20 protein-coding genes are annotated in these 25,155 nt (G+C 71.6%); 12 read left to right on the forward strand and 8 right to left on the reverse strand.

Annotation, left to right across the window (positions count from 1 at the left end; all coding sequences use genetic code 11):
- Positions 1 to 2 precede the first annotated feature (2 nt).
- The 3 genes from O7626_RS04995 to O7626_RS05005 all read left to right on the forward strand — a co-directional run bounded on the left by O7626_RS04995 (position 3) and on the right by O7626_RS05005 (position 1,930).
- Positions 3 to 425 carry a hypothetical protein gene (locus O7626_RS04995; protein ID WP_278059698.1) on the forward strand — a complete coding sequence of 141 codons (423 nt, stop codon included), beginning with the start codon at positions 3 to 5 and terminating at the stop codon, positions 423 to 425.
- Positions 422 to 568, forward strand: a complete 147-nt coding sequence (locus O7626_RS05000; protein WP_278059700.1) for a hypothetical protein — start codon at positions 422 to 424, stop codon at positions 566 to 568. Before O7626_RS04995 ends, O7626_RS05000 begins: the two co-directional genes overlap by 4 nt.
- Before the next feature lie 99 nt (positions 569 to 667).
- The gene (locus O7626_RS05005) at positions 668 to 1,930 is read left to right on the forward strand and encodes a S8/S53 family peptidase (RefSeq protein WP_278059702.1); all 1,263 of its coding nucleotides are present in this window, start codon (positions 668 to 670) and stop codon (positions 1,928 to 1,930) included.
- A gap of 134 nt (positions 1,931 to 2,064) precedes the next feature.
- On the opposite strand, the gene O7626_RS05010 is transcribed toward O7626_RS05005, so the two are convergent.
- From O7626_RS05010 to O7626_RS05020, 3 genes are read right to left on the reverse strand one after another with little or no spacing between them, the layout of a single operon-like run.
- Positions 2,065 to 4,806 (reverse strand): CHAT domain-containing protein, encoded by a 2,742-nt coding sequence (locus O7626_RS05010; RefSeq protein ID WP_278059704.1) that lies wholly within the window; start codon positions 4,804 to 4,806, stop codon positions 2,065 to 2,067.
- A gap of 1 nt (position 4,807) precedes the next feature.
- Entirely contained in the window at positions 4,808 to 5,251 is a 444-nt protein-coding gene (locus O7626_RS05015; RefSeq protein ID WP_278059705.1) for a hypothetical protein, read from the reverse strand.
- Complete coding sequence (locus tag O7626_RS05020; RefSeq protein WP_278059707.1) at positions 5,241 to 5,804, reverse strand: sigma-70 family RNA polymerase sigma factor; 564 nt, start codon at positions 5,802 to 5,804, stop codon at positions 5,241 to 5,243. Before O7626_RS05020 ends, O7626_RS05015 begins: the two co-directional genes overlap by 11 nt.
- A 150-nt stretch (positions 5,805 to 5,954) precedes the next feature.
- On the opposite strand from O7626_RS05020, the gene O7626_RS05025 reads away from it, so the two are divergent.
- From O7626_RS05025 to O7626_RS05050, 6 genes are all read left to right on the forward strand, one after another.
- A complete protein-coding gene (locus O7626_RS05025; protein WP_278059709.1) occupies positions 5,955 to 6,647 on the forward strand; it encodes a LuxR C-terminal-related transcriptional regulator in 693 nt (230 codons plus the stop codon).
- 18 nt (positions 6,648 to 6,665) lie between these two features.
- Entirely contained in the window at positions 6,666 to 8,057 is a 1,392-nt protein-coding gene (locus O7626_RS05030; protein WP_278059711.1) for a hypothetical protein, read from the forward strand.
- The gene (locus O7626_RS05035) at positions 8,054 to 9,280 is read left to right on the forward strand and encodes a hypothetical protein (RefSeq protein ID WP_278059713.1); all 1,227 of its coding nucleotides are present in this window, start codon (positions 8,054 to 8,056) and stop codon (positions 9,278 to 9,280) included. Before O7626_RS05030 ends, O7626_RS05035 begins: the two co-directional genes overlap by 4 nt.
- Before the next feature lie 314 nt (positions 9,281 to 9,594).
- Complete coding sequence (locus O7626_RS05040; protein WP_278059716.1) at positions 9,595 to 9,981, forward strand: hypothetical protein; 387 nt, start codon at positions 9,595 to 9,597, stop codon at positions 9,979 to 9,981.
- The gene (locus O7626_RS05045) at positions 9,978 to 11,228 is read left to right on the forward strand and encodes an ATP-binding protein (RefSeq protein WP_278059718.1); all 1,251 of its coding nucleotides are present in this window, start codon (positions 9,978 to 9,980) and stop codon (positions 11,226 to 11,228) included. Before O7626_RS05040 ends, O7626_RS05045 begins: the two co-directional genes overlap by 4 nt.
- A 1-nt stretch (position 11,229) precedes the next feature.
- Positions 11,230 to 14,163, forward strand: coding sequence for a hypothetical protein (locus tag O7626_RS05050; protein ID WP_278059720.1), 2,934 nt, complete (start codon positions 11,230 to 11,232; stop codon positions 14,161 to 14,163).
- Positions 14,164 to 14,187: 24 nt separating this feature from the next.
- Here the strand turns inward: O7626_RS05050 and O7626_RS05055 are convergent, their stop codons facing one another.
- Positions 14,188 to 14,847, reverse strand: coding sequence for a VOC family protein (locus tag O7626_RS05055; RefSeq protein ID WP_278059721.1), 660 nt, complete (start codon positions 14,845 to 14,847; stop codon positions 14,188 to 14,190).
- A gap of 106 nt (positions 14,848 to 14,953) precedes the next feature.
- Between O7626_RS05055 and O7626_RS05060 the strand changes: the two genes are divergently transcribed.
- Entirely contained in the window at positions 14,954 to 15,844 is an 891-nt protein-coding gene (locus tag O7626_RS05060) for a LysR family transcriptional regulator (RefSeq protein WP_278059723.1), read from the forward strand.
- 183 nt (positions 15,845 to 16,027) lie between these two features.
- On the opposite strand, the gene O7626_RS05065 is transcribed toward O7626_RS05060, so the two are convergent.
- Entirely contained in the window at positions 16,028 to 17,071 is a 1,044-nt protein-coding gene (locus tag O7626_RS05065; protein ID WP_278059725.1) for an RNA polymerase subunit sigma-70, read from the reverse strand.
- A gap of 175 nt (positions 17,072 to 17,246) precedes the next feature.
- Positions 17,247 to 17,900 carry a TetR/AcrR family transcriptional regulator gene (locus O7626_RS05070; protein WP_278059727.1) on the reverse strand — a complete coding sequence of 218 codons (654 nt, stop codon included), beginning with the start codon at positions 17,898 to 17,900 and terminating at the stop codon, positions 17,247 to 17,249.
- Between the two features lie 85 nt (positions 17,901 to 17,985).
- Here O7626_RS05070 and O7626_RS05075 point away from each other — a divergent pair, with 85 nt between their 5' ends.
- Positions 17,986 to 19,122 carry an epoxide hydrolase gene (locus tag O7626_RS05075; RefSeq protein WP_278059729.1) on the forward strand — a complete coding sequence of 379 codons (1,137 nt, stop codon included), beginning with the start codon at positions 17,986 to 17,988 and terminating at the stop codon, positions 19,120 to 19,122.
- Between the two features lie 558 nt (positions 19,123 to 19,680).
- On the forward strand, positions 19,681 to 22,344 hold the full coding sequence (locus O7626_RS05080; protein WP_278059731.1) for an RICIN domain-containing protein: 2,664 nt from the start codon (positions 19,681 to 19,683) through the stop codon (positions 22,342 to 22,344).
- Between the two features lie 85 nt (positions 22,345 to 22,429).
- On the opposite strand, the gene glpK is transcribed toward O7626_RS05080, so the two are convergent.
- Complete coding sequence (glpK, locus tag O7626_RS05085) at positions 22,430 to 23,944, reverse strand: glycerol kinase GlpK (RefSeq protein ID WP_278059733.1); 1,515 nt, start codon at positions 23,942 to 23,944, stop codon at positions 22,430 to 22,432.
- A 194-nt stretch (positions 23,945 to 24,138) separates the two neighbouring features.
- A complete protein-coding gene (locus O7626_RS05090) occupies positions 24,139 to 25,068 on the reverse strand; it encodes an NAD-dependent epimerase/dehydratase family protein (RefSeq protein ID WP_278059734.1) in 930 nt (309 codons plus the stop codon).
- Between the last annotated feature and the right edge of the window lie 87 nt (positions 25,069 to 25,155).

Raw genomic sequence — 25,155 nt, forward strand, 5'->3', positions numbered from 1 at the left:
AGATGATGACCGACAGGAAGACCATCGACGAGCGGCTGGACGTGGCCCGTACGGTCGGGCTCGTGGCCGAGCTGCGGGCGTCCGTGCCGGTGCTCGGTGGATCGGCCGACGGCCGGGCCGCGGCGCGCGATCGGCTGGGCCGCACCATGGACGACTACGTGGCGGCTACCAGCCGGCTGGCCGACGTACTGGCCGGCCGGGCCGACGAGGTGCGATCCAAGCTGGACGCCTTGCGAGAGCGGCGTACCGCGCTCGGCGAGCCGGATGCCGCGCACGCGTTCGAGAACGCGATGGTGCAGATCCGCACGCTGATCGACCAGACCACCGACGGCGACGTCGCCGCGTTCACCAAGCTGATCGCCAGCCGGGTGGCGACCGCCGCCACCCAGCTGCGGACCGAGATGGAAGGAGGGGACCAGCAATGATCACCGTGGTCGACCAGTTCGGACAGGTCATCGCCACCATCGACGAAGCCGCGATCCTGCCGGAAGGCGGTGGCGACGGCACCGGCGGGGTGGGACTGCTGGAAGGACTACTCGTCGTCGGACTGGCGCTCCTGGCGCTCTGACGGCCGATGGTGCAAGGGGCCGATGGTGCAGGCGGCCAATGGTGCAAGCGGTGGCACCGGCGCGATGCTGGTGCCACCATCGCCACGAGAGGATCCGCGATGACCACCGAATGGCTGCCCGAGGGTGCCGTCTCCCCGGTCGTGGCCGGCCGCGACGGCTGGTTTCGGCCGGACGAGCTCCTGGTCGGGGTGGAGGTCGAGCCAGATCTGCCCGACCTGCTGGACGCCGCGGACGTGGCGGCCGAGCCGTACGTGCCCGAGCACACGGCTTGGCGGGACCGGGTGGCCGGGCCGGAGTACGGCGACGTCAACGAGCGTCTGACCGCGGCCGGGTCGGACCATCGGCTGTGGACGGTCATCGACCGCCGCGGCCGCGACCTGCCCGACGTGGTGGCCGCGTTGCGGGCGCGCGGGGCCAGCGTCGGGCTCAACCACGTGTTCGTCGGCGAAGACTGGTATCACGGCGGCCCTGCCGACCGGCCACGGCCGGTGCCGCCGCCGACGCACTGGCCGCCTGCCCACGCAGCGGCGAACGGCACGGCGCAGGTGGCCATCCTCGACACCGCGATGCCACCGCTCTGGCGTGAGCTTCCCGGCGGGTTGCAGGCCCTCGTCGTCGAGCGGTTCCCCGTACCGGACCGGATCGGCCATCCACTGGACGAGAACCGGGACGGGCGGCTGGACCGGCAGGCCGGGCACGGCTACTTCATCTGCGGACTGGTCGGCCGGGTCGCGCCGGCAGCGGGCGTCTCGGTCTCCACCGTGCTGCACGCCAGCGGCGAGGGCGACGAGGCGCGGATCGCGCTGGCTCTGCTGGAGGAGGCGAGCGCACCCATCGTCAACCTCTCGCTGGGCGGCTACACCGAAGGCGACATCCCGCCGACGTCGCTGATCGCTGCCGTACGCCGGATTCTCGCCGCCGACCGGGTCGTGGTGGCGGCCGCCGGCAACGACGGCGAGCGCGCCGAGCGCGCCGAGCGGCCGTTCTGGCCGGCCGCCATCGACGGGGTGGTCGCAGTCGGCGCCTTCCAGACGCTCGACGGCGGGCCGGCGCCGGCGCCGTTCACCAACCGGGGGCCGGGGGTCGACGTGTACGCGCCAGGCGTCCGGCTGCGCAGCGTCTACGTCGACGAATATGAGAACGAGACCGGGGCGGCCTTCGCCGGCTGGGCCAGTTGGAGCGGTACGTCGTTCGCCGCACCTCTGTTCGCGGCCGAGCTGGCCCGGCGCCTGATCGCCGACCCCGCCGGTGGCACGGCGGCCGCACACCTGGACCGGCTGCTGGCCGAACTGCCGCCGGTGCCGTGGCCCGGCTTCACCGGCCGACTGCTGCGGGCCGACGACATCGAAAACAGCTGGTAGGGCAATCGAGAGCAGCTGGTAGGCAGCCGGGCGCAGTTGGAAGCGCGTTCGAGAGCACTTCGGTAGCGCGTTCGAGAGCACCCCGGTAGGGCGATCGAGAGCATGCTGACGGGGCGATCGGGAGTACCAGGTGGTCAGCGGCCGAGGCAGACGAAGCTCGCCGCCGAGGCGAAGGCGGCGTGCCCGGGACCGGCGCCGGTCCGGGCGGCGGCCAGCGCCGCGGCCGGAAGTTGCCCCGATCCCAGGCGCCGGTGGAAATCGCGCATCAGCGGCTCCGTCGCCCCGTCGGCCACCGGCAGGACGGTCGCGACGACCGTTCGGGTGCCGAGTGCGAGCAGGGCCGACGCCAGGCCGAGCAGCTCGTCACCGGCCCGCACGGCGGCGACGCCGGACTGGCACGCCGGCAGCACGACCGTGTCCGGTGCGACGGCCAGCCGTTCGAGGTCGTAGACGGTCAGTGGGCCGTCGGCCAACGTCAGGGCCGACAGCAGCGGGTTGTCCACGCGCAGGACACCGTGGGCCGCGACGTGCGCCAGCGCGGCGCCATCCATCCCGGACAGTACCGCCTCGACGGATGCCGCGTCGTCGAGCAGGGCCGTACCGCCGGCCAGCGCCGCCACCTCCTGGCGGGCGCCGGCCAGCCCCGGGCCGGCGGCGAAGAGCCGGTGCCCGCGGCGCGCGGGCCGGCGCTCGGCCCGCAGCCAGGCGGCCGCCGACGGAGCCAGCGTCAGCGGCCGGCCCGACACGCTGGGGAGCAGCCCCCACGGCACGGCGTGCAGCAGGCCGGTGGGTACGACGACCAGCGGCCGGTCGCTGACCGCACGTCGCAGCGGGGCCAGGAGCAGCCGGTCGAGTGCCTGGCCGGCCGACTCGGCCAGCTGCCGCATGCGGTCGGCGGCCGCATCCGGACCGAGGCCGAGGGCGAGTCGACGCAGTGTGAAGTGGGACGCCTCCAACGGGGCGGTCACGGCGGCGGCCGGACCCAGCCGGTGCAGCGTGCAGCGTCGGCCCGCGAGGGAGACCGCCAGCAGCTCGTCGCGATGGCGGACGTACGCCACGAGTGCCCGAGCGTCCAGCTCCGCCGCCAGCACGGTCGGGTCGGGGGGCGGCTCCACCGGCCGGTGCAGCGGTCCGCCGGCCGTACGGCTGATCCGCACCACCCGGCTCTCGGCGGCCGCCCGCGCCGCGGCGGTAGGGCCGGCCGGGCCTGCCTCGGCCGCCAGTCGGCGCAGGTCGGCCAGGGCCGCGGCCAGTTCCGGGTCGCCCGGCGGACGGACCGGACGTAGTCGCAACGCCCGTGCCCGCGACCGTTCGGCCCAGCCGAGCACCGCCCGGGCCGGGCCGCGGGCCACCACCAGGTCCAGCCCGTCCGCGGCCAGGATCTGACCGAGCCCGGCCACGTGGGCCCGCAGGTCGGCCGAGCCGAGCACCGCCTGGGCGTCGTCGAGTTGGCGCAGGCCGGCCCGGAGCGCGCTCAGGGCGCCGGCCCGGTCACCGCCGGCCCGGCGCCGGTCGGCTTCGGCGTGCCACCAGCGCACGCGCAGGTCCAGGGGAGCGGTTGCCCGCCGCGGCCGGACGCGCCGGAGCTGGGTGGCGGCCGTCGCGGGGTCGCCGACGGCGAGCGCGAACCGGGCCGCCAGGAGCCGCGCGTCCTGTTCGGCGCCGCGCCAGCCGGCCGCGGCCAGCGCCTCGGCGCAGGCCAGTGCGTCGCGCAGGCCGGCCCGGTGCCGGGCCGACGTCGCGCGTAGCGCGGCGAGCCGGGCCAGCAGCGTCCAGCCGTCGCGGCCCTGCCGGGTGAACGCCCGACCGGCCGCGCGGGCCTGCGTCACCGCCTCGGCCGGACGGCCGTCGGCCACGGCCGTCTCGGCCAGCAGCAACCGCGCCTCGGCCAGATCGGTCGCGTGCCCGCTGGCCCGCAGGGCCGCCACCGCCCGGACGGCCGTGGCGAACGCCTCGGCGGTCAGCCCCACCGACATGAGCACCTGGCTGCGGTTGAGCCACAACTGCGGCCGCGGCGTGCCGGCCCGGGCGTGTGCCGCCTCCGCCCGGTCGAAGCCGGCCAGCGCGGCCGGTACGTCGCCACGGTGGGCCGCCACCGTGGCCCGGTTCCACTCGGCGTCCGCCGCGAACCTGTGCAGACCGAGCTCGGTGTAGAGGGCCGCGGCCCGCACCAGGTCGGTCTCGGCCGCCTCCAGGGTCCCGCGGTGTTTGTGCAGCAGGCCACGGTTGTTGAGGGCCCGCGCCTCCCACAGCGTGTCACCGGCCGATCGCAGGGCGGGGAGCGCGGCGGCGTACCCGGCGAGAGCCTCGGCCAGCCGTCCGGCCCGCTGCAGGATCAACGCCCGCTGAGCCGCCAGGCGCACCGCTGGCAGCCCGTCGAGCGCGCCGGCGGCTCGGTCGGCCTCGGCCAGCGCCGCCCGCAGCCGGCCCCGGTCGACAAGCACGAATGCGAGACTCATCCGTGCCTCCGCCGCGGCGTCGGCGGCGGACCCGGCGCTACGCACGGCCAGCCGGAGGCGGCGCTCGGCCGCCGCCGGATCGCCCAGCTCGCGCAGCGCGAGCGCGGCTGCCCGGTGCGCCCGGCAGACGGCCGCCCGGTCCGACCCGTCGGCCTGGTCCGACCCGTCGGCCTGGTGCGACCCGTCGGCCCGGTCCGACCCGTCCGACCCGTCCGCCTGGTGCGACCTGTCGGCCTGGTGCGACCTGTCGGCCTGGTGCGACCTGTCGGCCCGGTCCGACCTGTCGGCCCGGTCCGACCTGTCGGCCCGGACCGACCCGTCCGCCCGGATCGCCGCGTCCGCCGTCTCCAGCGCGCGGCGGGGATCCACGCCGACCAGCTCCAGGGCGCGAGCGGCGAGCGCGGCGGCAGTCGACACGTTACGGCGCGATCCAGCCGGTCGAAATGCCGCCGGCCGGCCGGCCCCGCAGTCGCACCCGCAGCGGCCCGCCCGGCAGGTCGGCCACCGTGAACCAGCCGGCCTCGTCGAGCGGGGCGGCGTGCGGGCCGTCGCTCGCGTCCACGACGACCTCGCCCGCGGCGCCGGCGACCAGGCCGCGCACCGCCAGGCCGCCGGCGGTGCGTTGGATCTGGAGGTCGATCGTCGTGTCGGCGTGGGCAAAGGAGAGCAGCCGGGGCTGGTCGCCACCACGGACCACCCGCAGGTCAGCGTCGAGCGCGGAGTCGGCAAGCAGGGCGGCCAACTGGTCGTCCAGCCTGCGGGTCGACAGCGCCTGCCGGGCGCTCGCCACGACGAGCTCGGGGGGCGGGTCGGCGGCTGCACCCACCCGGGTCAGCTCGGCCAGCAGCTCGTCATCCGTCACGGCGGTCTCCCATGGACAGCTGCCTGTCGTCCAGTGCCCGGCGCATCGCGGCCAGACAGCGCTGCCGGGCCGGGCCGATGCCGCCGATCGACATGTCGAGGGCGGCCGACACCTCAGCGTAGGACGGCGGTGGCACCGCCATCAGCGCCCGCAACAACTGTTGGCATCGGACCGACAGCGTGTGCAGGGCCCGCCAGAGATCGGCGTCGCGCTCCACCTGAAGCATCCGGGCGTCGACGGGCGGACCGGGGTCGGGTACGGCGGACAGCCAGTCGTCCACCGCCGCCGGCCGCTCCCGCCGACGCCGCAGCAGCTGCAGGCACTCCCGGCGGGCAGTCGTGGCCAACCACGCTCCGAGCCGGTCCGGGTCGACGACATCGTCAAGGTGTTCGACCAGGCGCAACCAGGTCAGCTGCACGACGTCTGCCGCGTCGGCCGCGTCGAGCCGGAAGCTCCGCGCCACGGACCACAACAGGCCGGTGTACCGGTCCACGATGGCGTCCCAGGCCCGCTGGTCACCCTCCCGGGCCGCCGCGAGGACGTCGACCTCCATCGCTCACCTCCACGGCTTGCCTACCAGATGCCTGCGACGGCGGCCCTGATCCGCCCGGTCCGTCCCGGCAATTGAAAAACGACCGCCGCTGGACGGATCAGACGCACACCGGGCCGCATCTACCAGGCGTACCGACGTGAAAGGAGGAGCATGCGTACGGACCTGCACCAGGCCGCCCGCCCGGCCGCGACCCGCATCATCCTGACCGGCACCGGTCTGGCCGGCGAGACACTCGCCGCGGCGCTGCGCGGATCCGGCTGCACCGTCCGCCTCGTGTCGCCGACCCTGGCCGCTCTCGATGCCGTTCTGCGCCGGATGGCGGCCGACGTGGTGGTCGTCGACCGGCGTGGCGCGGCGACGGAACACACGACGGACACCCTCGTCGGGCTGCACCGCACGCACCGACTGGTCGTGCTGGCCGACCGGACCGACGAGCACCTGCTCGCGGCCCTGCTGGCGACCGGCGCCGACGGCCTCGGCTACCTCGTCGAGGCGGACGTCGTCGGGCTGCCGGCGTTCGTCGCCGCGGTCCGCGCGGTCGCGGCCGGTCGCTGCGCCGTCGCGGCGGGTCTGCGGGCCCGCTGCGCCACCGCCGGGCCACCGCCGGTGTGGCGGGATCCGGTCGCCGTGCTTAGCGAGCGCGAGCGCGAGGTGCTCGAGCTGATGGCCGCCGGCCGGTCCAACCAGGGCATCGGCGAGCGGCTGTTCCTCACCTCGAAGACCGTCGAGTCGCACATCCGCAGCATATTCGCGCGGCTTGATCTCGAACCGGCACCCGGTGACCATCGGCGGGTCCTCGCCGTGCTCACGTACCTGCACCGCGCGGCCACCGCCGCCGGCTGACCCGAAGGAGTGGCTGACATGCCAGACGAATGGTTCTCGCGGCTCGAGTCGCCGGACGCCGCTGGTGACAACGCGGCCGGCGAACTGTGGATCGCGCCATCGCTCATCGCGCTCGTCGAGCCCGACGTGGCCTGGTTGGGGATGCGGGAGTTGCATCACGCGGCGATCGGCACCGAGGGATTCCGCTACCTGACCGATGCCGGCAAGCTGTGGCCGGACGACGCGTTCGCCGCCTACAGCAACGGGCTGGCGGCGACGCTGGGCCAGATCGGCGTGACCTCTCCGGCCGTCGGCAACCACCTGCTCGGCTCCATCTGCGACAGTGTTCAGCTGTACCGCGGCTTCGACGGGCTCGAGTCGGCCGCCGCCGCGGCGTTCCAGTCCGCGTCACGGCTGGGCGGTGTCACCACGGAGATGGACCAGTTCCAGTGGTTGGCCTCCTCGCTCGGCGCGCCTGCCCGGTCCGGCGGGGGCGCCCAGCACAGTACGATCTTCGACGTTGCGAGCCGCACGCTGGGTCAGTCGCCCATCGGCCAGGTCGCACACGTCTTCTCCCACGTGACGAGCCCGCAGGAGATGTCGCGGGACCTGGCCGGGCTGGCCCGCGACTTCGGCGGCGGCCCTGAGGTCCGGCATGCGGCCGGCAAGGTCGGGGAGGTCATCGGCTCCACGGCGGCCGGCGCGGCCGGGGGCGCTCTGCTCGGCTCGGCCGTCCCCGCGGTCGGCACGCTGGCAGGCGGGATCATCGGCGCCGTGGCCGGCTTCTTCCAGGGCATCTTCGGCGGGTCCGGCGACCACCACAGCCGCGAGCATGCGTCCGGTGACAAGGTGCCCGTTCACTCCGACGTGCGGCTGGAGACCCGCGACGGCAAGCCGTACGTCGCCCATCCACACGGCCAGGTCGGGCCCTCGCATCACGCACCGGCGTCCGGCCACCGCCCACACCACGGGCTCGGCCACCGGACCATCGAGCCGCATCCGCACAAGTGCGAGGTCGAGGGCCGGTTCGACGAGGACTTCGTCGTGCCGTTCTGGGCCGCCGAGGCCAAGCTTGTCGGGGGCATGGTGCCGATCGGGCCCGGCCGCCAGGGTCTCTTCCAGCGGACGCCGACCGGTTCGTTGTCGATGGGCGAGCTGGCCGAGATCGACGAGCTCGGCACGTTGCACGACCCGGGTGTGGTCTTCCAGGAACTGCTGGGGACGCCCGAGCGGCGTCTCATCGCCGAGGGCGTCGAGCGATGGTTCGAGCTCGTGCCGCAGACGGAGTTCACCGCTTCGCACGACTACCAGCGCCGCGCGGTCGAGGCCCTGCGCCGGGTCCGGGTCCCACCCGAGACGTCCGTCCGCGACGCCGTCGCGGTCCTGCGCCAGTACCAGTACCAGCACGAGTACGGGATGTGGACGAGATGACTCTGACGCTCGAGGCGGGTCTGGTCCGGGCCAACCTTCCGGCACCGACCCTGCGGTCCCTCACGACCCTGCACGCCCAGGCCCTGGAGGGGTCACGAGCGGCGTTCACCACATTGTCCAACGCAACGGCCGGGATTCTCGGCCAGCTCGCGGTCCTGGACGCGGTTCCGCTGCGCGCGGTGCTGGGCCACGCTGCCGTGGTCGCCAGGCAGGCCGGCACTCTCGGCGGCTTCGAGTCGGTGTTCCTCACCGCGGTACTCGGCTGCGCGCCGACCGGTGAGGTCGAACTGACCGCGGCCGTCGAGGCATGGAATGCGGCCCTGCCCTCCGTGGCGGTGGCCGGCGGTGCCGGTGAGGTGCCGATCCTCGACCCGTCCAGCGGCCAGCTGGGGTTCGTCGACGCCGAGGCCCTGCACGGGTTGGGCCGGGTCGCCTCCCGGGCCGACTTCGTGACCCGACTCAAGCCGTTGCTCGACGCGCCGGGTGGGGAGTCCGTCGGTCGAATGGCCTTCGCCCGGGCCGTCGTGGTGGCGGCCGGTGCCATCGCCGGAACCCGGCTGCTGACCGGCCGCCCGGCGCAGGACCCGCTGCGCCAGCGGATCGCGCAGGCCCTGGGCGCCACGGAGGACGGCCGTGCACTTGACTCCCTGCTCGCGGCCGGCAAGGCGCTGCTCGTCGACGTCGTGCACCTGGCCGCGATCCGGACGGCTGACAAGGCCCCCGGTGAGACGCTCGCACCGGTCGTCACGAGCTCGGTCGACGCCGTGCACGCGACCTGGACGGGCAGCCGCCTCCGCGGGACGGCGCTCCCGGCCGGCGACGGCCTGGCCGCTCAGGTGCTGGGCGACGGCCGCAATCTCTACCTCCAGGGCCTGCCCCGATGCGACGACCGGGGCGCGGTCATCGAACTCGGCTTCCTACGTCCGCTGTGGACAGCGCGGGAGCGGCACGAGGCGGAGGCGCGTCGACGGGCCTACGACACGGCCGTCGTCGTCGGGCGGCCGTACGGGCGACGGATCCCCACCCGACCGAGGAAGCTCATCTCGCTACTGCCGGGGCTGCATCCACTGACCGGGGTGCCCGTCGATCCGGTCACGGGCCTACCGCTGCCGGGCTACCGGGGGGAGTTCGCCATTGCGGCCGAGCAACTGCTGTGGACGGCGGTCACGTTGCGCGTCTCGCCCGAGGCGCCGGTGGGCGAGGTGGTGCTGCGGATGGCCTGATCCAGGCGATCCTGACGCGGAGTGTGGTTCCGCCGCTTCAGCCACCTCATCCGGCTCGGTCCAATGTGGCGGCGGCGGCGCTGGCGCCGGGACGATGGAAGGCTGATGCCTTCCGGGCACGTCCGGGGTCTGCCACAGCGGCAGGTTCGCCGGGATCGTCAGGCCGCATAGTTCAGGAAGCGTCTTCGTCACACAGCCGCCCGGCAGCGCGTCGGCCGCGCACGCATCCTCGTGGGAGGTCTCGACCGGGAGGCAACGCGGTAGGCTGGCCGTGCGTCGGAGACTCGTGGCCGCTCATCCACACGGGAGGGTGCATGGATCCGGTCTCGCTGATCGTGACCGCGCTTGTCGCCGGGGCGTCCGCCGCACTCAAGGACACGGCGGGGGACGCGATCAGAAGCGGCTACCTCGGGCTCAAGTCGCTGCTGAAGCGAAAGCTCGACCGCGACCCGCTGGACCCGGTCCTGGTGGACCAGCACGAGAAGGACCCGGACCTCTTCGCCGAGGCGTTGCGCGCGAGGCTGATCCAAATCGAGGCGGGCGACGACGAGGAGATTGTCGGGGCGGCGGAGGCGGTGCTGCGGATCGCCGACCCGGAGGGGACGCGGACAGGCAAGTACCGCGTCCACGTGTCTGGTGGCCAAGGCGCGGTCATCGGCGAGCACAACACGGTGACCCAGAACTACCACAACGCCCCATGACATCCGGGCCGGCAAAGTACGAGGCCCAGGTGTCGGGTGGGCAGGGCGCGATCATCGGGGATTACGCGACCGTGTTCCAGAGCTTCACCACCGCGCCGTCCCCGCTGGCCAGCCACATTCGGGTCCACCAGTTCAGCGGCGTCGTGGACGATCGCACCAGGGCCTTCGTCGGCCGGGAGTTCTTACTGGACGCGATCGACGGCGTGCTGCGCGACGAGTCCTTCCGCTCCGGCTACGTCGTGTTGCGGGGTGAGCCGGGCATCGGCAAGACGTCGGTGCTCGCTCACCTGATCAGCTCCCGCCGGTACGTGCACCATCTCAACATCGCGCCGATGAACATCCGGTCCCCTGAGGCGTTTCTGGCCAACGTGTGTGCGCAGCTGATCGTCCGCTACGGCCTGGACCACGACCACCTGCCCGACACAGCCACCCGCGACGGTGGTTTCCTGGCGCAGCTCCTCGCAGAGGCCAGCGCGGTCTCCGCCAACCTGCCGCTGGTCGTGGTCGTCGACGCGCTCGACGAGGCCGAGGACCACGCGGCCGGGGGTGCCAACCGGTTGTTCCTGCCGCCGACCCTGCCGCCAGGCGTGTTCTTCGTGGTGAGCAGCCGCGAGCGCCACGACCACCAGCTCTACGTCGACAGCCGACGGGACATCTATCTACGCGACGACGACCCCCAGAACCTCGCGGACATCGCCACGTACGTCACGAACCGCCTGCGCGAGCACGGTATGCGCCGCGACGGTCTGGCAGAGATCCTTGTCGACCGCAGCGAAGGCAATTTCATGTACGTGGTGTACGTGCTGGGCGATCTCCTGAGAGGCTCGGTGGACATCGAGGACGTGGACGCCCTGCCGCACGGTCTGCGCGCCTATTACCAGCGGCACTGGGGCATCATGCGGGCCCGCGACCCCGACCTGTTCGACCGGTACCAGGCGCCTCTGGTGTGCTTCCTGGCGACCGCTCGCGAGCCGGTGACCCTGGCCCGGTCGACGGAGTGGATAGCCAGATATTGGAAGCAGTCCCGGTGGGACGTCGCGGAGTTCCGGCCGCGCACGGTGGTCGGCGTCGTGCGGAACTGGCGGGAGTTCCTCAACGAGGAAGGGGTCGGCGCCGACGCCCGGTACCGGCTCTACCATACGAGCTTCCAGGAATTTCTGCGGGACGAGGTGGGGCTGGCCCCGTTCCATGACACGATCGGCGCCGTCGCACTCGACAAGATCGACGGCCTCGTGCCGGACGGCTGAGATGACGCTGGATCCCTACGAACTGCGCCACCTGGTCGCGCACCTCGACCTGGCCGGCAACACCGCGGAGTTGCACCGGCTACTGACCGCCAGCGACGCCCACGGCCGGAACCTGTGGTTCGGACTGAAGGACGTACAGGGCGACGTCGACGGGTACCGGCGTGATGTGGACCGCGCGCAGCGGACGGTGCGCCGGGTCGTCGACATGGAGCTGGACGAGGGCAGGACGACCCGGGACATCGGCCGGGAGGTCCACTACCTGCTGCTCTCCCTGTCCGTGGTCGACCAGGTCGGCAACATGCCGCCGGAGCTGTTCGCGGCGATGGTGGCCAAGGGGGTCTGGTCGCCAGAGACCGCCCTGCGGGCTGCCTCTGGCGACGTCGGCGCCGTGGCGTCATTGCTCCGGTATCTGCCGACAGACGTGGCCGAACGAGCGGTGACCGACGCCCTGGCTACGGTGTCGACTCAGCCACAGCCGTGGGACCGGTCGAACATGCTGGCGCAACTCGCGCCCCACCTGACCGCCCGGCACGGCGAACGGGCGGTGGCGCTACTCGCAGGGTTGCCCGGCCATCTGCGCCGGAAGCCGGCCGAGCGGCTGGCCGGCCGGGTTCGAGCCGATCAGCTGCGTACGGTTGTGGACCTCGTCACCGAGATCGACGACGTACGGGACAGGTCGCAGGCGTTGGCGGCGATCGGAGAGCACGTTGCCGACGACGTCGACGCGATCACGGCCGCCGCCGACACGATTGTCGATCCGGACCACCGGGCAGTCGCGTTGTCGGGAATTATCGACCGGCTGAGTAGCTCCGTGCTTCCTGAGCTGCTCGCGGCGATGGCGACGGAACGAGAAGACCGGTTCTGGCGGGCGCGGGCCCTGGAACTCCTGCGGCCTTCGCTGTCCGACGAACTGCTTCCCGCGGCCATGACCGCCACCGACAACCTGGAAGGTGAGGTGCGCCTGGCGGCGCTCATCGCGATCGCACCTGTCCTCACCCCGGAGCTCGCCTCCACCGCGTTGCGCACCGCCCTGGCCGCCGATGGTCTCTGGGGCCAGGATGAGCTGATCATCGCGCTGACGTCCCGGCTGTCCTCGACGGACGTCGACGTCGTCGTGCGCGACGCGCGGCGGCGAGGCGCGCAGGCGGTACTCGCCGCCGCCGCACTCGTGGTCGGGCCCGCCGAGCGGGCCACGCTGTTCAGCGAGGCGGTCGACATCCTCGAACAGCGGCTGAAGTCTCCGAAGGGCGCACGCGGTGACCCCGGAACGCGGAAGCGCGAGGCGCGTACGTTTGCCGAGCTACCCACGGAGCTGCTCGGCCGCGCGGTCGAACTGGTCGAGGGCATGTCCCCGGAGATGGCAGTGGCCCTGGCCGAGCGGTTGTCCCAAGCCGGGCTGGCGAAGGAGCGCGAGCAGGTACTGCGCACGACGTTGCACACCATTCGCGATTGGCAGAGCGACCACGAGGACGAGGACGGTGCCCGGTTCAGAGCCATGACCACGATCGCGCCCGCGTTGTCCAGAACGCTGCGCTGGGATGCTCTGACAGTCGCCGGGAAGGCCGGCGAAGACCGGAACGAGGGGGACTGGCGGGCCGTCCAGCTTGTCCGCACGAGCGTGCGAGAACTCGTGCCCTACCTGGACGCGGATCAGCTGTCGGTGGCGGTCTCGATGATCCGGGAGATCCGAGACGCCGTCGACCGGAGCGCGGCGCTGACCGGGCTGCTGGCGTACCTGGGCGAACCCGAACGTACCGCCGCGCTCGAGTGGACGTTGGCCGTGACAGACGAGATCATCGACCCGTACGATCGGCGCGACCGCATCGTCGAACTGGCACCGATCCTGCCGGCCCGGTCGTTCGAGCGGATTCTGGCGATGACCGACGAGATCGACGAGCTCGAGATCATGGCCGAGACGCTCGCGAGAATTGGCGACCACGTACCAGCCGAGTTGGTCCTGGACATCGACGACCTGCTGGCGGACGTCGACTGCCCCAGGTGGACATCATTGGCCTATGCCCGGCTCGCCCACCGGGTGACCGGGAAGCTCCGCCGACGGTTCTATGCTCGCGCGGTCGCCGATTTCGACAGGCTCGACGACGACGAATGGGTGAGGCAGGAACCAGACATCCTTCGGGCTCTGCTTCCCGTCACGCCGGACGATTCCCTGCCGGACCTGCGGGCGAAGGCCGACCGGATCTACTACCTCGACGAGCGCGCCCGTTTCCTAGTAGATCTTGCCGCCCGGCTGAAGGGGCGGGCCCGGGCCGAGACCCTGACCGCAGCGCTGGCGACCGCGCGGCAGGTCGAACGGCTCGAAGACAGGGCCAAGGCCATCGCCGCAGTTGGCGAGGATGTTCCGGGCGTACTCGCCGCGATCGACGAGATCGACGACGTAGGGTGCCGCAACGTCGCGTTCGCCGCTCTCGGCCGTCCCGTCTCGGCCGAGAGCGTGCTACAGCTCGAACACAGGATGCGCGAAGAGAGCCCGGGTGACAACGACGCCCTGGCCAGGAACAGGCAGTCCTTCGTCTACCTCGCCAGCCGGGCTCCCGTCGACCTGGTGCCGCACCTACTCGGAGCCGTCAAGGACCTGCCAAGTGAACTCGATCGCGTCGACCTGTTGCTGGCGCTGGCTCCCAGGCTGCCGGAGGACCTGCTGCCCGCCGCGTTGCAAGCCCTTGATGACGTGGACATCGACCTGGAAGACGCCGCACAGGTGCTGGCCACCCTGACCGCGAGGTTCCGCGATCCTCCCGGGCCGGAGCTGAAGCAACTATGGGGCGCGGCGCGCTCGATGATGATGAGAGGCCGGCGACAGGACGCCCTGACCACGCTCGGAACGGTCGCGGAGCTGGTCGCGCTGACTGGTGGTGAGGCTGGAGTCAAGGAAGCCGCACAGGCTGTCCACAGCGTCGGCGAGTGGTTTCCGTGACAGCGGCTGGTCCGGACGGGACGATCAGCCGAGCTGTTCGGCCAGGGCGACGACGATGCCTTCCGGGCCACGGACGTTGCAGAGCCGGTAGCTGTTCTCGTACCGGACCAGCTCGCCGACGAGCTCGGCGCCGTGGTTGCGCAGGCGGGCGACGACCTCCTCGATGTCGTCGACGGCGAACATCATGCGCCGGATACCCAACGTGTTCAGCGGTGCGTCCTTCGGCTCCGCGCTGATCGCCGTCGGGGTGTGGAACCTCGTCAGTTCGACCCGGCCGTGGCCGTCCGGGGTCCGCAACATCGCGATGTCCGCCCGCACGCCGTCCAGCCCGACGAGCTGGTCCACCGACTCACCCTCGACTGTCGTCCTGCCCTCCAGCTCCATGCCGAGTTCGACGAAGAACGCGATGACAGCCGCGAGGTCGTCGACAACGACGAGGACGTTGTCCATCCGCTTGATCATGGTGGTACTCCTTCTCTGGTATACGAATTCTCTGGTGTACGAAGATGCCGCGGTACGCCCCCAGTCGGTCCGGATGCCGATCACCCGGCGGACCGCGCCGACGAGAGCGTCGAGGGGGTCGGCGATGGAGGCCGCGATGGGAGCCGCGAGGGAATCGGCGATGGGGTCGGCGGGGGAGCCGCCCGGGGGCGTGTCGACGTGCTGGAGAGCCGTACCCGCCACGTCGTCCTCCTCGTTCGCAAGCGGGGCCGTCCCGTTCAGCGTCTTACGAGCAAGACCTATTCGTCCAATGACAACTTCTGCGGCTACCCATAACTATGATGGATGAATGCTGGATATCGTGCGGCTACGCATCCTGGCGGCGGTCGCCGCGCACGGCTCGGTAACCAAGGCGGCCAAGCAGTTGAAGTACTCTCAGCCAGCGGTGAGCCACCACCTGGCCCGGCTGGAGGCCGAAACCGGCGCCCGGCTCGTCCAGCGCATCGGGCGGGGCATCCGACTCACCCCGGAGGGCGCGCACCTCGCGCGCCGGGCTGCGGAGATCGTCGGACGGGTCGACACCGCCGCCGCGGAACTGTCGGCGATGGTGGGCCTGCGGACCGGCCGGGTACGGGTCGCCGGCTTCCAGTCAGCACTCGCCGCCCTGATTCCGTACACCGCCGCCACCCTGCGCCGCAACCACCCCGGTATCGAACTGCACCTGGTCGACGCCCACCCGCAGGTGGCGCTGCACCTGCTGCGTGACGGGCAGGTCGACGCCGCCGTCGTCTTCCGCTACGACGACAGCACGCCGGACGGCGTCCGCGCGACGCACCTGTTCGACGACCCGATGCACCTGCTCAGTCTCGAACCGGGCCAGACGCTGCGGGACCATCGCGACTCGGCCTGGATCGCCGGCTGCGAGAACTGCCGCCGCGATTTCGTCGACGCGTGTGAGCGGGCTGGCTTCACCCCGCACGTCGCCTACACCAGCGACGACGTGATCGTCCAACAGTCCCTCGTCGCCGCCGGCATGGGCGTGACCACCGAGCCCGGCCTGACCCTACGTACGCACCGGGCACCCGGAATCGAAGCCACCCCGCTGTCCGACTTCCGCCGACGCGTCTATCTCGCCACCTACGGCGACCCGCCGGACTCCCCGGCCACCACGGCCTTCGTCACCGCGCTGCAGCACGCCGTCCAGCAGACCCGCCCCGGGGAGGCGGCACCACGGGGGTGACCTGACTGGCCAGCCAGTTCAGGCATCCGGAGATCCCCTGGCCTCCGGTCCCCCGACCCGGACAGCGTGCCAACGAAGCCGGTGAGGGCGAGCCTGCGAAGTCGCGGGGCCTACCGGTCCGGCCGGTTGCCGCGGCCACCGCGATCCGCTCGCCGCGGCGCGGCGCGGGCGTGCGCACCCGGACTACTCCGTACCGTCCGCCGGCAGTCGGTCCGGCAGCCCGAGCCGCGGGAACTGGTCGTCGTGGAATATCAGGATCTCGGTGATCGCCCCGCCGGTGATGCGCAGCACGTCGATCGTCAGCGGCAGGTACGCACCCTCCCGCTCCCGCCAGTGGTAGAAGGCGACGGCGGGTTGCCGGTTCACCGCGGTGGGGACCGCGCGCAGCCCCGTCATGCCCGGGTAGCCGTCTTCGACCCAGTTGTTCAGCACCGCGTCGCGGCCGACGTACAGGCCCGGCGTGGGCGGCATCGAGCAGCGGACGTCGTCCCGCAGCATCGTGGCGAGCCGGTCGATGTCCGTGGCCACGCTGGCGTCGGTGAAGCGGCGTACCAGCTCACGGGTCTCGGCGTCCTCCTCGCCGCCGGTCCAGTCCTGCCGTTGCGCGGGCAGGTGTTCCCGCATGCCGGCGCGGGCCCGTTGCAGTGCACTGTTCACGGAGTTCACCGAGTCCCCGAGAAGCTCCGCAACGTCCTTCGCCGGCCAGCCGAGCACGTCCCGCAGGATCAGCACGGCCCGCGGGCGCGGCGCGAGATGCTGGACCGCGACCAGGTACGCCAGCTCGATCGTCTCGCGCGCGATGGCCAGGGTCTCCGGTTCGTCCGCGTCAGCTGCGGGCAGCTCGTCGAGCAGCCGGTCCGGGTAGGGCTGCAACCACCGCACCTCGCCGCCGGTCGCGGGCTGCGGGCGGCACCTGGCGAGCAGGTCCAGGCAGGCGTTGGTGGCGATCCGGTAGAGCCAGGCCCGGAAGGTCGACCGCCCTTCGAAGGTCTCCCGCCGCCGCCAGGCCCGGAGGAAGGTCTCCTGCACGGTGTCCTCGGCGTCCTCGAACGACCCGAGCATCCGGTAGCAGTGCACGTGCAGCTCCCGCCGGTGCCGCTCCGCCAGCCCCGAGAACGCCGACTCGTCGACCTCGCCCGGACTGTTCCCGCCCGGCCCGTTCCGGTCCGGGCCGCTCTCGCCCGACCCGTTCCCGCCCAGTTCCGCCAGCCGCCTGTCCGCGCTCATCTCGTCATCCTTCCGCCTCGTCGGAGTCCGTCGTAGGTGTGACGGGTGCGGGCGCGACAACTCATCACCAGGGTCGGTCGGCAACGCGGATCCGGTGCCGGATCCGTTGGCGGGAAGCGACCGCTAGGACGCCCGTCGCCGCTTCCGCCAGGCCGTCGCCACTCCCGCCGGCCGCTCACTGTCGTCGCCGCCACCGCCAGTCGAACTCGCCGGCCGCCGGAGCAGGTCCGGGCAGCGGGTCCGGGTCCGGCACCGTCGACAGGCCGGCCAGCAGCACCGCGAGCTGGCGGCGCCGCAGTTGCCGGGTGCGCTCCGGATCGGGTACGCGCACGGCAGCGCACGCCTCCAGCAACGGTCCCAGGTCCTGCGCGACCACGTCGGGGCGCAACCGCCCGCTGGCGCGGGCACGCTCGACCAGCGCGTTCGCCAGCTCACCGGCGCGTACGGCGTCTCGGCCCATCTCCTCGCTGGGGGTGAAGGTGCCGGCCAGGTGGACGGTGAGCGAGTGCACGTCGGCGTCGACCACCCGGGCCAGGAAGCCGGTGAACGCCGTCCAGCCGTCCCGCTCGGCGAGGGCGGCTTCGGCCTCGGTGACGTACCGGCGCAGCCCGTCGTGGCAGAGCTGGCGCAGCAGGTCCTCCTTGCCCGCGTACCGCCGGTAGAGGGCGCTGATGCCGACGCCGGCGCGTTCGGCGACAGCCGCGATCGGCGCTCTGGGGTCTTCGAGGAAGACCGCGCGGGCGGCGTCGAGGATCACCTCGTCGTTCTGGGCCGCCTGGGCACGGCGCCCGGCCAGCGGCGCTCCGGGTCTCGCGGGGGATATCGGCATGATCCCAGACTAACAGTGGAACGGATCGTTCCGGTCTGCTACAGTGGAAGCAGAACGAAACATTCCGTTCCGAAGGAGTTCAGAGATGACCGGCACCGCGATCCGTCCGTTCCGCGTCGAGATCCCGCAGACCGACCTCGACGACCTCGCCGCCCGGCTGGCCCGGACGAACTGGCCGGCCGAGCTGCCCGGCACCGGCGACACCTACGGGATGGGCGCCGACCGGGTGCGCGGGCTCGTCGAGCGGTGGCGGGGCGGGTTCGACTGGCGGGCCGTCGAGGCCCGGCTCAACGCGTACCCGCAGTTCGTCACCGAGATCGACGGCGAGCAGATCCACTTCCTGCACGTCCGGTCGTCCCGGCCGGACGCCACCCCGCTGGTGCTCACCCACGGCTGGCCCGGCTCGGTGCTGGAGTACCTGGACGTGATCGCCCCGCTCACCGAGCCGGCCGACCCGGACGCGCCGGCCTTCCACGTGGTCGTCCCGTCACTGCCGGGCTTCGGTTTCTCCGGCCCGACCCGCAGCGCCGGCTGGAACCGGTACCGCACGGCCCGCGCCTGGGCCGAGCTGATGAACCGGCTCGGGTACGCCAGCTACGGCGCGGTCGGCAACGACGCGGGCTCGATGGTCGCGCCGGAGTTGGGCCGGATCGACCAGGAGCACGTGCTCGGCGTGCACGTCACCCAGCTCTTCTCGTTCCCGTCCGGCGATCCGGCGGAGTTCGCCGACCTCTCCGAGGCGGACCAGGCGGCGCTGAAGCATCTCCAGTGGTTCTACGAGAACAAGTTCTCCTTCAACCAGGTGCACAGCCAGCAGCCGCAGACCCTCGCCTTCGGGCTGGCCGACTCACCGGTCGGGCTGCTGGCCTGGAATGCCCAGCTCTTCGACGAGAGCCTGGACGTCGACTTCGTCCTGGCCAACGTGTCGCTCTACTGGTGCACCGGCACCGCCGCCTCGGCGATCCGGTTCTACTGGGAGGAGGCACACGCCGAGCAGCCGGCGACCGGCCCGACCACCGTGCCGACCGCGCTCGCGATGTTCCCCGGCGACTTCCAGTCCATTCGCCGCTTCGCCGAGCGGGACCACTCGAACATCGTCCGCTGGACGGCGTACGAGGCGGACGTCGAGGGGCGTGGCGACGTCGGCGGCCACTACGCCGCCCACCAGGCCACCGAGGTGCTCGTCGCCGACATCCAGGAGTTCTTCGCCAGCCTCCGCTGACCACCACGCCCGCCGCTGCCCGCCCTGCTTCCCGCCGGGCGGGCTGCGTCGCGGTCCCACCCGTCGCGGTCCTACCGGTCGGGTGCCGCGTCAGGCACGGCGCCCCGGGCACGCCGCGCGATGCCGGCCGGACAACCTGGCGCCGCACGCGGGATGCCGCCCGGACCTCCCAGGGTGCCGGTAGATAACCGAAACTTTCGTTTGAGAAACCGGGTCCAGTCTGCCAGCCTTAAGGTCATCAATGTGATCGCTAACACGATCTTCCAACCGCTGGAGGCCCGTCCGTCCGCCTGACGAGCACCACGGCTTCGCGCCGCTGAACCCAGTCCGACGACTCCGACGTGCAGGCTCGGTGCTCGTCGTTCGGCGTTGCCGCGTCGTCGTGTCGCACGCCCGGCTGCGGTGCCAGCGGATGGTCGGCCGGTGTCCCACCCCACCCACGACCCGTGCCGAAGCTCGGCGGTCGCGTCGTGGGAACGGCCGTCCGGCGATCACGCATGTCAGCGGCGAGTGAAAGGAACGTACGTGCATTCAGCCCGTCCTACCATCAGAACGTCGTTGCTGGCAGTCGCGGTACTCGTCTCCGCCGCCCTGCCGGCGGTGGTCGCGGATCCGCTGCCGGCCGCAGCCGCCGTCCAGGAAACCTTCTACGTTGCTCCCGACGGCAACGACAGCAATCCGGGGACGATCACGTCGCCGTTCCGGACCCTGCAACGCGCCCGGGACGTCGTCCGCACGGTGAACGCGAACATGACCGGCGACATCCAGGTCTATCTCCGGGGCGGAAACTATCCGGTGAGCAGCACCATCGAGTTCGGTGCGGGCGACTCGGGCAGCAATGGCTACCGGGTGACATACGCCGGCTACCCAGGCGAGACGCCGGTCCTCGACGGCGGCGTCCGGGTGACCGGGTGGACGCAGCACAGCGGCAACATCTGGAAGGCGCCGCTCGACCGCGCCAACAAGCTGCGGGCACTCTACGTCAACGACAAGCGCGCCTACATGGCCTCGAAGACCATCAACTCGGCGGGCTGCCACGGGACCTACAACATCACCGCCGGGCAGGCCGCGTGGGCCTGGGAATCAGGGTCCCAGTGCGACGGCGCCAGATACAACCTGGCCGACTTCCCGGCCGTCTCCCGCAACCAGGACGACATCGAGATCGAGACGGGCACGACCTGGACCACGGCCATCGTGGGAGTCCGCCAGGTGACCACCAGCTCCGACGGGCAGAGTCGGGTCGCGCTGTTCCAGCAGCCGGGTGCGGCCATCGCCCAGGGGGCGTTCAACGGCAACGCCCAGGTGGGCGGCAGCCACAAGGTCATGAACGCCTACGAGTTCCTGGACGCGCCGGGGGAGTTCTACTTCGACAAGACCAGCCGCACGGTGTACTACTACAAGGCCAGCACCGAGAACATGTCGACCGCGACGGTGGTGGCACCGAACAACGTGCCCACCCTGCTGCGGATCGCCGGCACCTCGACGAGCAGCCACGCGCGTAACCTCACGTTCTCCGGTCTCACCGTCGCGCACTCCGACTGGAACCTCTTCAACGTCGCAGGTGCCGCCTTCAAACAGGCCCAGCAGGGCAACCTGGGCGCGCAGGCGTACGCGAAGGGGAACTTCCACGTCTACTACTACCGCAACGTCGACGTGACCCCCGGCAGCATCCACATCCAGAACGCCGACGGCATCGTCCTGCAGCGCAACCGGGTCCAGCACACCGGCGCCGACGGGATCAACATGGTCAACGACGTGCAGAACAGCCAGTTGATCGGGAACTTCACTAACGACATCGCCGGCTCCGCCGTCACCGTGGGGCATCCCCAGCACGTCTACATCGGCGACCACACCTCGACGAACCGTGAGAAGTACTCCCCGCAGGTCGAGGGGCTGCCCAAGAACATCGAGATCAGGAACAACTATCTCTACGACAGTGCGGTGCTGTTCAACGGGCACAGCCCCATCTCGGCGTACTTCGTCGACAGCCTCAACATCCAGTACAACCGGATCGAGAAGACTCCGTGGTCGGGCATCACGCTCGGCTGGGGATGGTGGAACTTCGACGGGTCGTCGGGCTCGATCGTGCCCAACCGGCCGACCACCACGGCGAGGAACAACACCATCAGCCACAACCACATCATCGACACGGTGCAGCGGCTCAGCGACACGGCGCCGATCTACACGCTCGGCAGCCAGCCGGGGACCACGATCACCGACAACTACCTACAGGGCGTTCCGGCCGGTCACAAGTACGGACTGCACCCGGACGAGGGTTCGGCGTTCATCACCTTCCGGGACAACGTCCTGAGCGTGGACAAGAACGTCACCTGGCTGCTCAACTCCGACGACTTCGGGCGCAAGCACGACCTGAGCGTCACGCAGACCTACGGCCCGATAAACAAGGTCTCGAACAAGAACCTGCCGAACAGCACCATCCACGACATCATCGTCTCCGCCGACTACGTCTGGCCGGCGCCGGCCTACGGCATCGCGGTGAACTCGGGACTCCAGGACTCGTTCCGGGACATCGTCCCGGCGGGTAACGTCGCTCTGCCGGACTATGTCCTGCCGGCCAGTACCTTCGTCACCAGCGGGACGGCGTCGGTGCCGATCCGGAGCAGCGGCGACGCGACCAGGACGGTCTGGCTGGCCCCCGCCGGCACGACCAGTTTCGCGGCCGGCCCGACGATGACAAGCGCGAGCGGCACCGCCACCTCCATCGCGGTCCCGACGGCGGCGGGTGAATACCGGCTCTACGTCCTCGACGCCCAGGGCAACCGGTCGGCCGAGTCCAGGTCGATCGTCCGGCAGCAGAGCGGCGGCGGGCAGCAGGACGCCCAGATCGTGGGCGGCCAGTCGGGCCGGTGCGTCGAGGTGCCCAACTCCGCCACCACCAACGGCACCCAGGTGCAGTTGTGGGACTGCTCCGGCGGCACGAACCAACGGTGGGCCCAGACCGCGAGCAGGCAACTGACCGTGTACGGCAACAAGTGCCTGGACGCGTCCGGTGCGGGCACCGCGAACGGCACCCAGGTGATCATCTGGGACTGCCATGGCGGGCTCAACCAGCAGTGGAACGTCAACGCCAACGGCACCATCACGAATGCCCAGTCCGGGCTGTGTCTCGATGCCAACGGCGCTGCCTCGGCCAACGGAACGAAGATAATCCTCTGGTCGTGCAACGGTGGCGCGAACCAGCAGTGGAGCCGACGCAACTGACCGGTACGCCCGGGGCCGGGCCGCACCTGCCCGGCCCCGGGCCAACCCCACTCCGGCGCGCGACTCCGCGCCGGAGGGACGACTGTCAGAGGTCCACCCAGTCCAGGGTCCGCTGCACCGCCTTCTTCCACTTGGCGTACCCCTCGGCGCGCTGCTCGTCGGACCAGGTCGGCGACCAGCGCTCGCTCTCGTTCCAGTTCTGGCGCAGCTCGTCGGTGTGCTGCCAGAAGCCGGTCGCCAGCCCGGCCGCGTATGCGGCGCCGAGCGCGGTGGTCTCGGCCACCACCGGACGGCTCACCGGCACGCCGAGGATGTCGGCCTGGAGCTGCATGCAGAGCCGGTTGGCGGTGACCCCGCCGTCGACCTTGAGCACGTCGAGGTGTACGCCGGAGTCCTGCTCCATCGCCACCGCGACGTCCCGGCTCTGGTAGCAGATCGCCTCCAGCGTCGCCCGGGCCAGGTGGGCGTTGGTGTTGTACCGGGAGAGTCCGACGATCGCGCCCCGTGCGTCGGACCGCCAGTACGGGGCGAACAGGCCGGAGAAGGCCGGTACGAAGTAGACGCCCCCGTTGTCCTCGACCTGTGCGGCCAGCGCCTCGCTCTGCGCGGCGCCGCTGATGATGCCGAGCTGGTCGCGCAGCCACTGTACGGCCGAGCCGGTCACCGCGATCGAGCCTTCCAGCGCGTACACGGCGGGGGCGTCGCCGAGTTTGTAGCAGACGGTCGTGAGCAGGCCGGATTTCGAGCGCACCGGCGACGTACCGGTGTTGAGCAGCATGAAGTTGCCGGTGCCGTAGGTGTTCTTCGCCTCGCCCTCGGCGAAGCAGACCTGTCCGACCGTCGCCGCCTGCTGGTCACCGAGGGCGGCGGTGAGCGGGACCTCGCCGCCGAGCGGACCGGTCCGCAGCGTCGTCCCGTACCGGCCCGGGTCGGACGAGGGGCGGATCTGCGGCAGCATCGCCCGGGGGATGTCGAAGAACGACAGCAGCTCGTCGTCCCAGTCCAGCGTCTCCAGGTTCATCAGCATGGTGCGGCTGGCGTTCGTGACGTCGGTGACGTGCACGCCGCCGTCCACCCCGCCGGTCAGGTTCCACAGCAGCCAGGTGTCGGTGGTGCCGAACACCGCCTCGCCGCGCTCCGCCGCCGCGCGTACCCCGTCGACGTTCTCCAGGATCCACTGGATCTTGCCGGCGGCGAAGTAGGTGGCGGGCGGCAGGCCGGCCTTCTGCCGGATCACGTCGCCCCGCCCGTCCCGGTCGAGCGCCGCGGCGATCTGGTCGGTGCGGGTGTCCTGCCAGACGATCGCGTTGTGATAGGGGCGGCCGGTGCGGCGGTTCCACACCAGCGTCGTCTCGCGCTGGTTGGTGATGCCGAGTGCGACCAGGTCGGCGGCCTCGAGACCGTGGTTGTTCAGCACGGTACGGATCACCGCCGAGGTACGTTCCCAGATCTCCAGCGGGTTGTGCTCGACCCAGCCGGCCCGGGGCAGGATCTGCTCGTGCTCCAACTGGTGGCGCCCCACCTCGTTGCCGCCGTGGTCGAAGACCATGAACCTGGTACTCGTCGTGCCCTGGTCCACCGCGCCGACGAAGTCAGCCATTCCCGTCTCCTTCGCTGTCGCTCTCGACGAGTCCTGGTCGGGCGGAGTCGAACATCCACTCTGCCCGCCGAACACCCCACCCCGACTGTCGGACATCATCCTCCGGTCGGCAGCGCGACGGCGGTGCGGCGGGCCTGAGTCGGGCCGGCCCGCCGCACACGTCCGTGGTGACGGTGAGCACGGCCCCGCCGTGCTCACATCCGTCGGGCGGCGGTGGTGCGGGCGGCGTCGGCGGTCTCCTGGATCGTCTGGTCCAGGCTGGTCGGGGTGAGCCCGAAGGTGGTCTCGGTGAGGGTGCTGTCCAGCACGAACGGTGCGTAGAACTGGTAGTCCATCTCGGCCAGTTCGCGGGCCATCGGCACGACCAGACCGGCCGCGCGCATGGCGGACCGGGGCAGCTTGCGCAGCTTGAGGCGCGGGCTGCCGGTCAGCTCGCAGTAGCGGTCGGCCAGGTGCCGGATGGTGACCGGAGGGGGTGACGGCACGTGCCAGGCCCGGCCGTGCGCGCGCGGATCGCGGGCCAGCGTTACCAGGGTGCGGGCCATGTCCCCGGTGTAGGTGAAGGTGTGCGGCAGGTCCGGGTCGCCCGGCACCCAGGCGGCGGCCCCCCGGCTGACCGCCGGCAGGATCACCGCGGAGAAGACGCCGACCGCACCGGCGCCGACGTAGTCGGAGCCGCGCGCCTCGACGGTACGTACCCCGCTGTCCAGGGCGTCGCGCCACATCCTGACGCGTACCCTTCCCTTGCGGCCCACGGCGGCCAGCGGGGTGTGCTCGGTCATCCGCCCGTCCGGCTGCGGGCCGTAGCCGTAGAGGTTGCCGGTGATGGCATAGACGGCGCCGGTGGACCTGGCCGCCGCGATCATCGCGTCGTTCATCGGGAACCAGAGCCGTTCCCACTCGGTGTACTTCGGGTTCGCGCAGTTGTAGAGCACCTCGGCGCCGTCGGTCAGCTCGGTCAGCCGGCGCGCGTCGCCGGCGTCGGCGGCGATCCGTTCGATCATCGGGTGCTCGGGCCCGCCGCCGCCGCGTGTGACGAGCCGGACCCGCTCGCCCTGCTCGGCGAGGAGCAGGGCGATCCGGGAGCCGATCGGGCCGGCACCGACGACCACAGAATTCGACATGGCGTTCTCCTTGGTGAACAGTGTTCTCGTTCCGGAGCAACAGTCGCACACGTCGGCCGGTCGCGTCAAGAACGCTGTTCTCGTTGT

This window comes from Micromonospora sp. WMMD1102, from assembly GCF_029626265.1.
Lineage (GTDB): Bacteria > Actinomycetota > Actinomycetes > Mycobacteriales > Micromonosporaceae > Plantactinospora.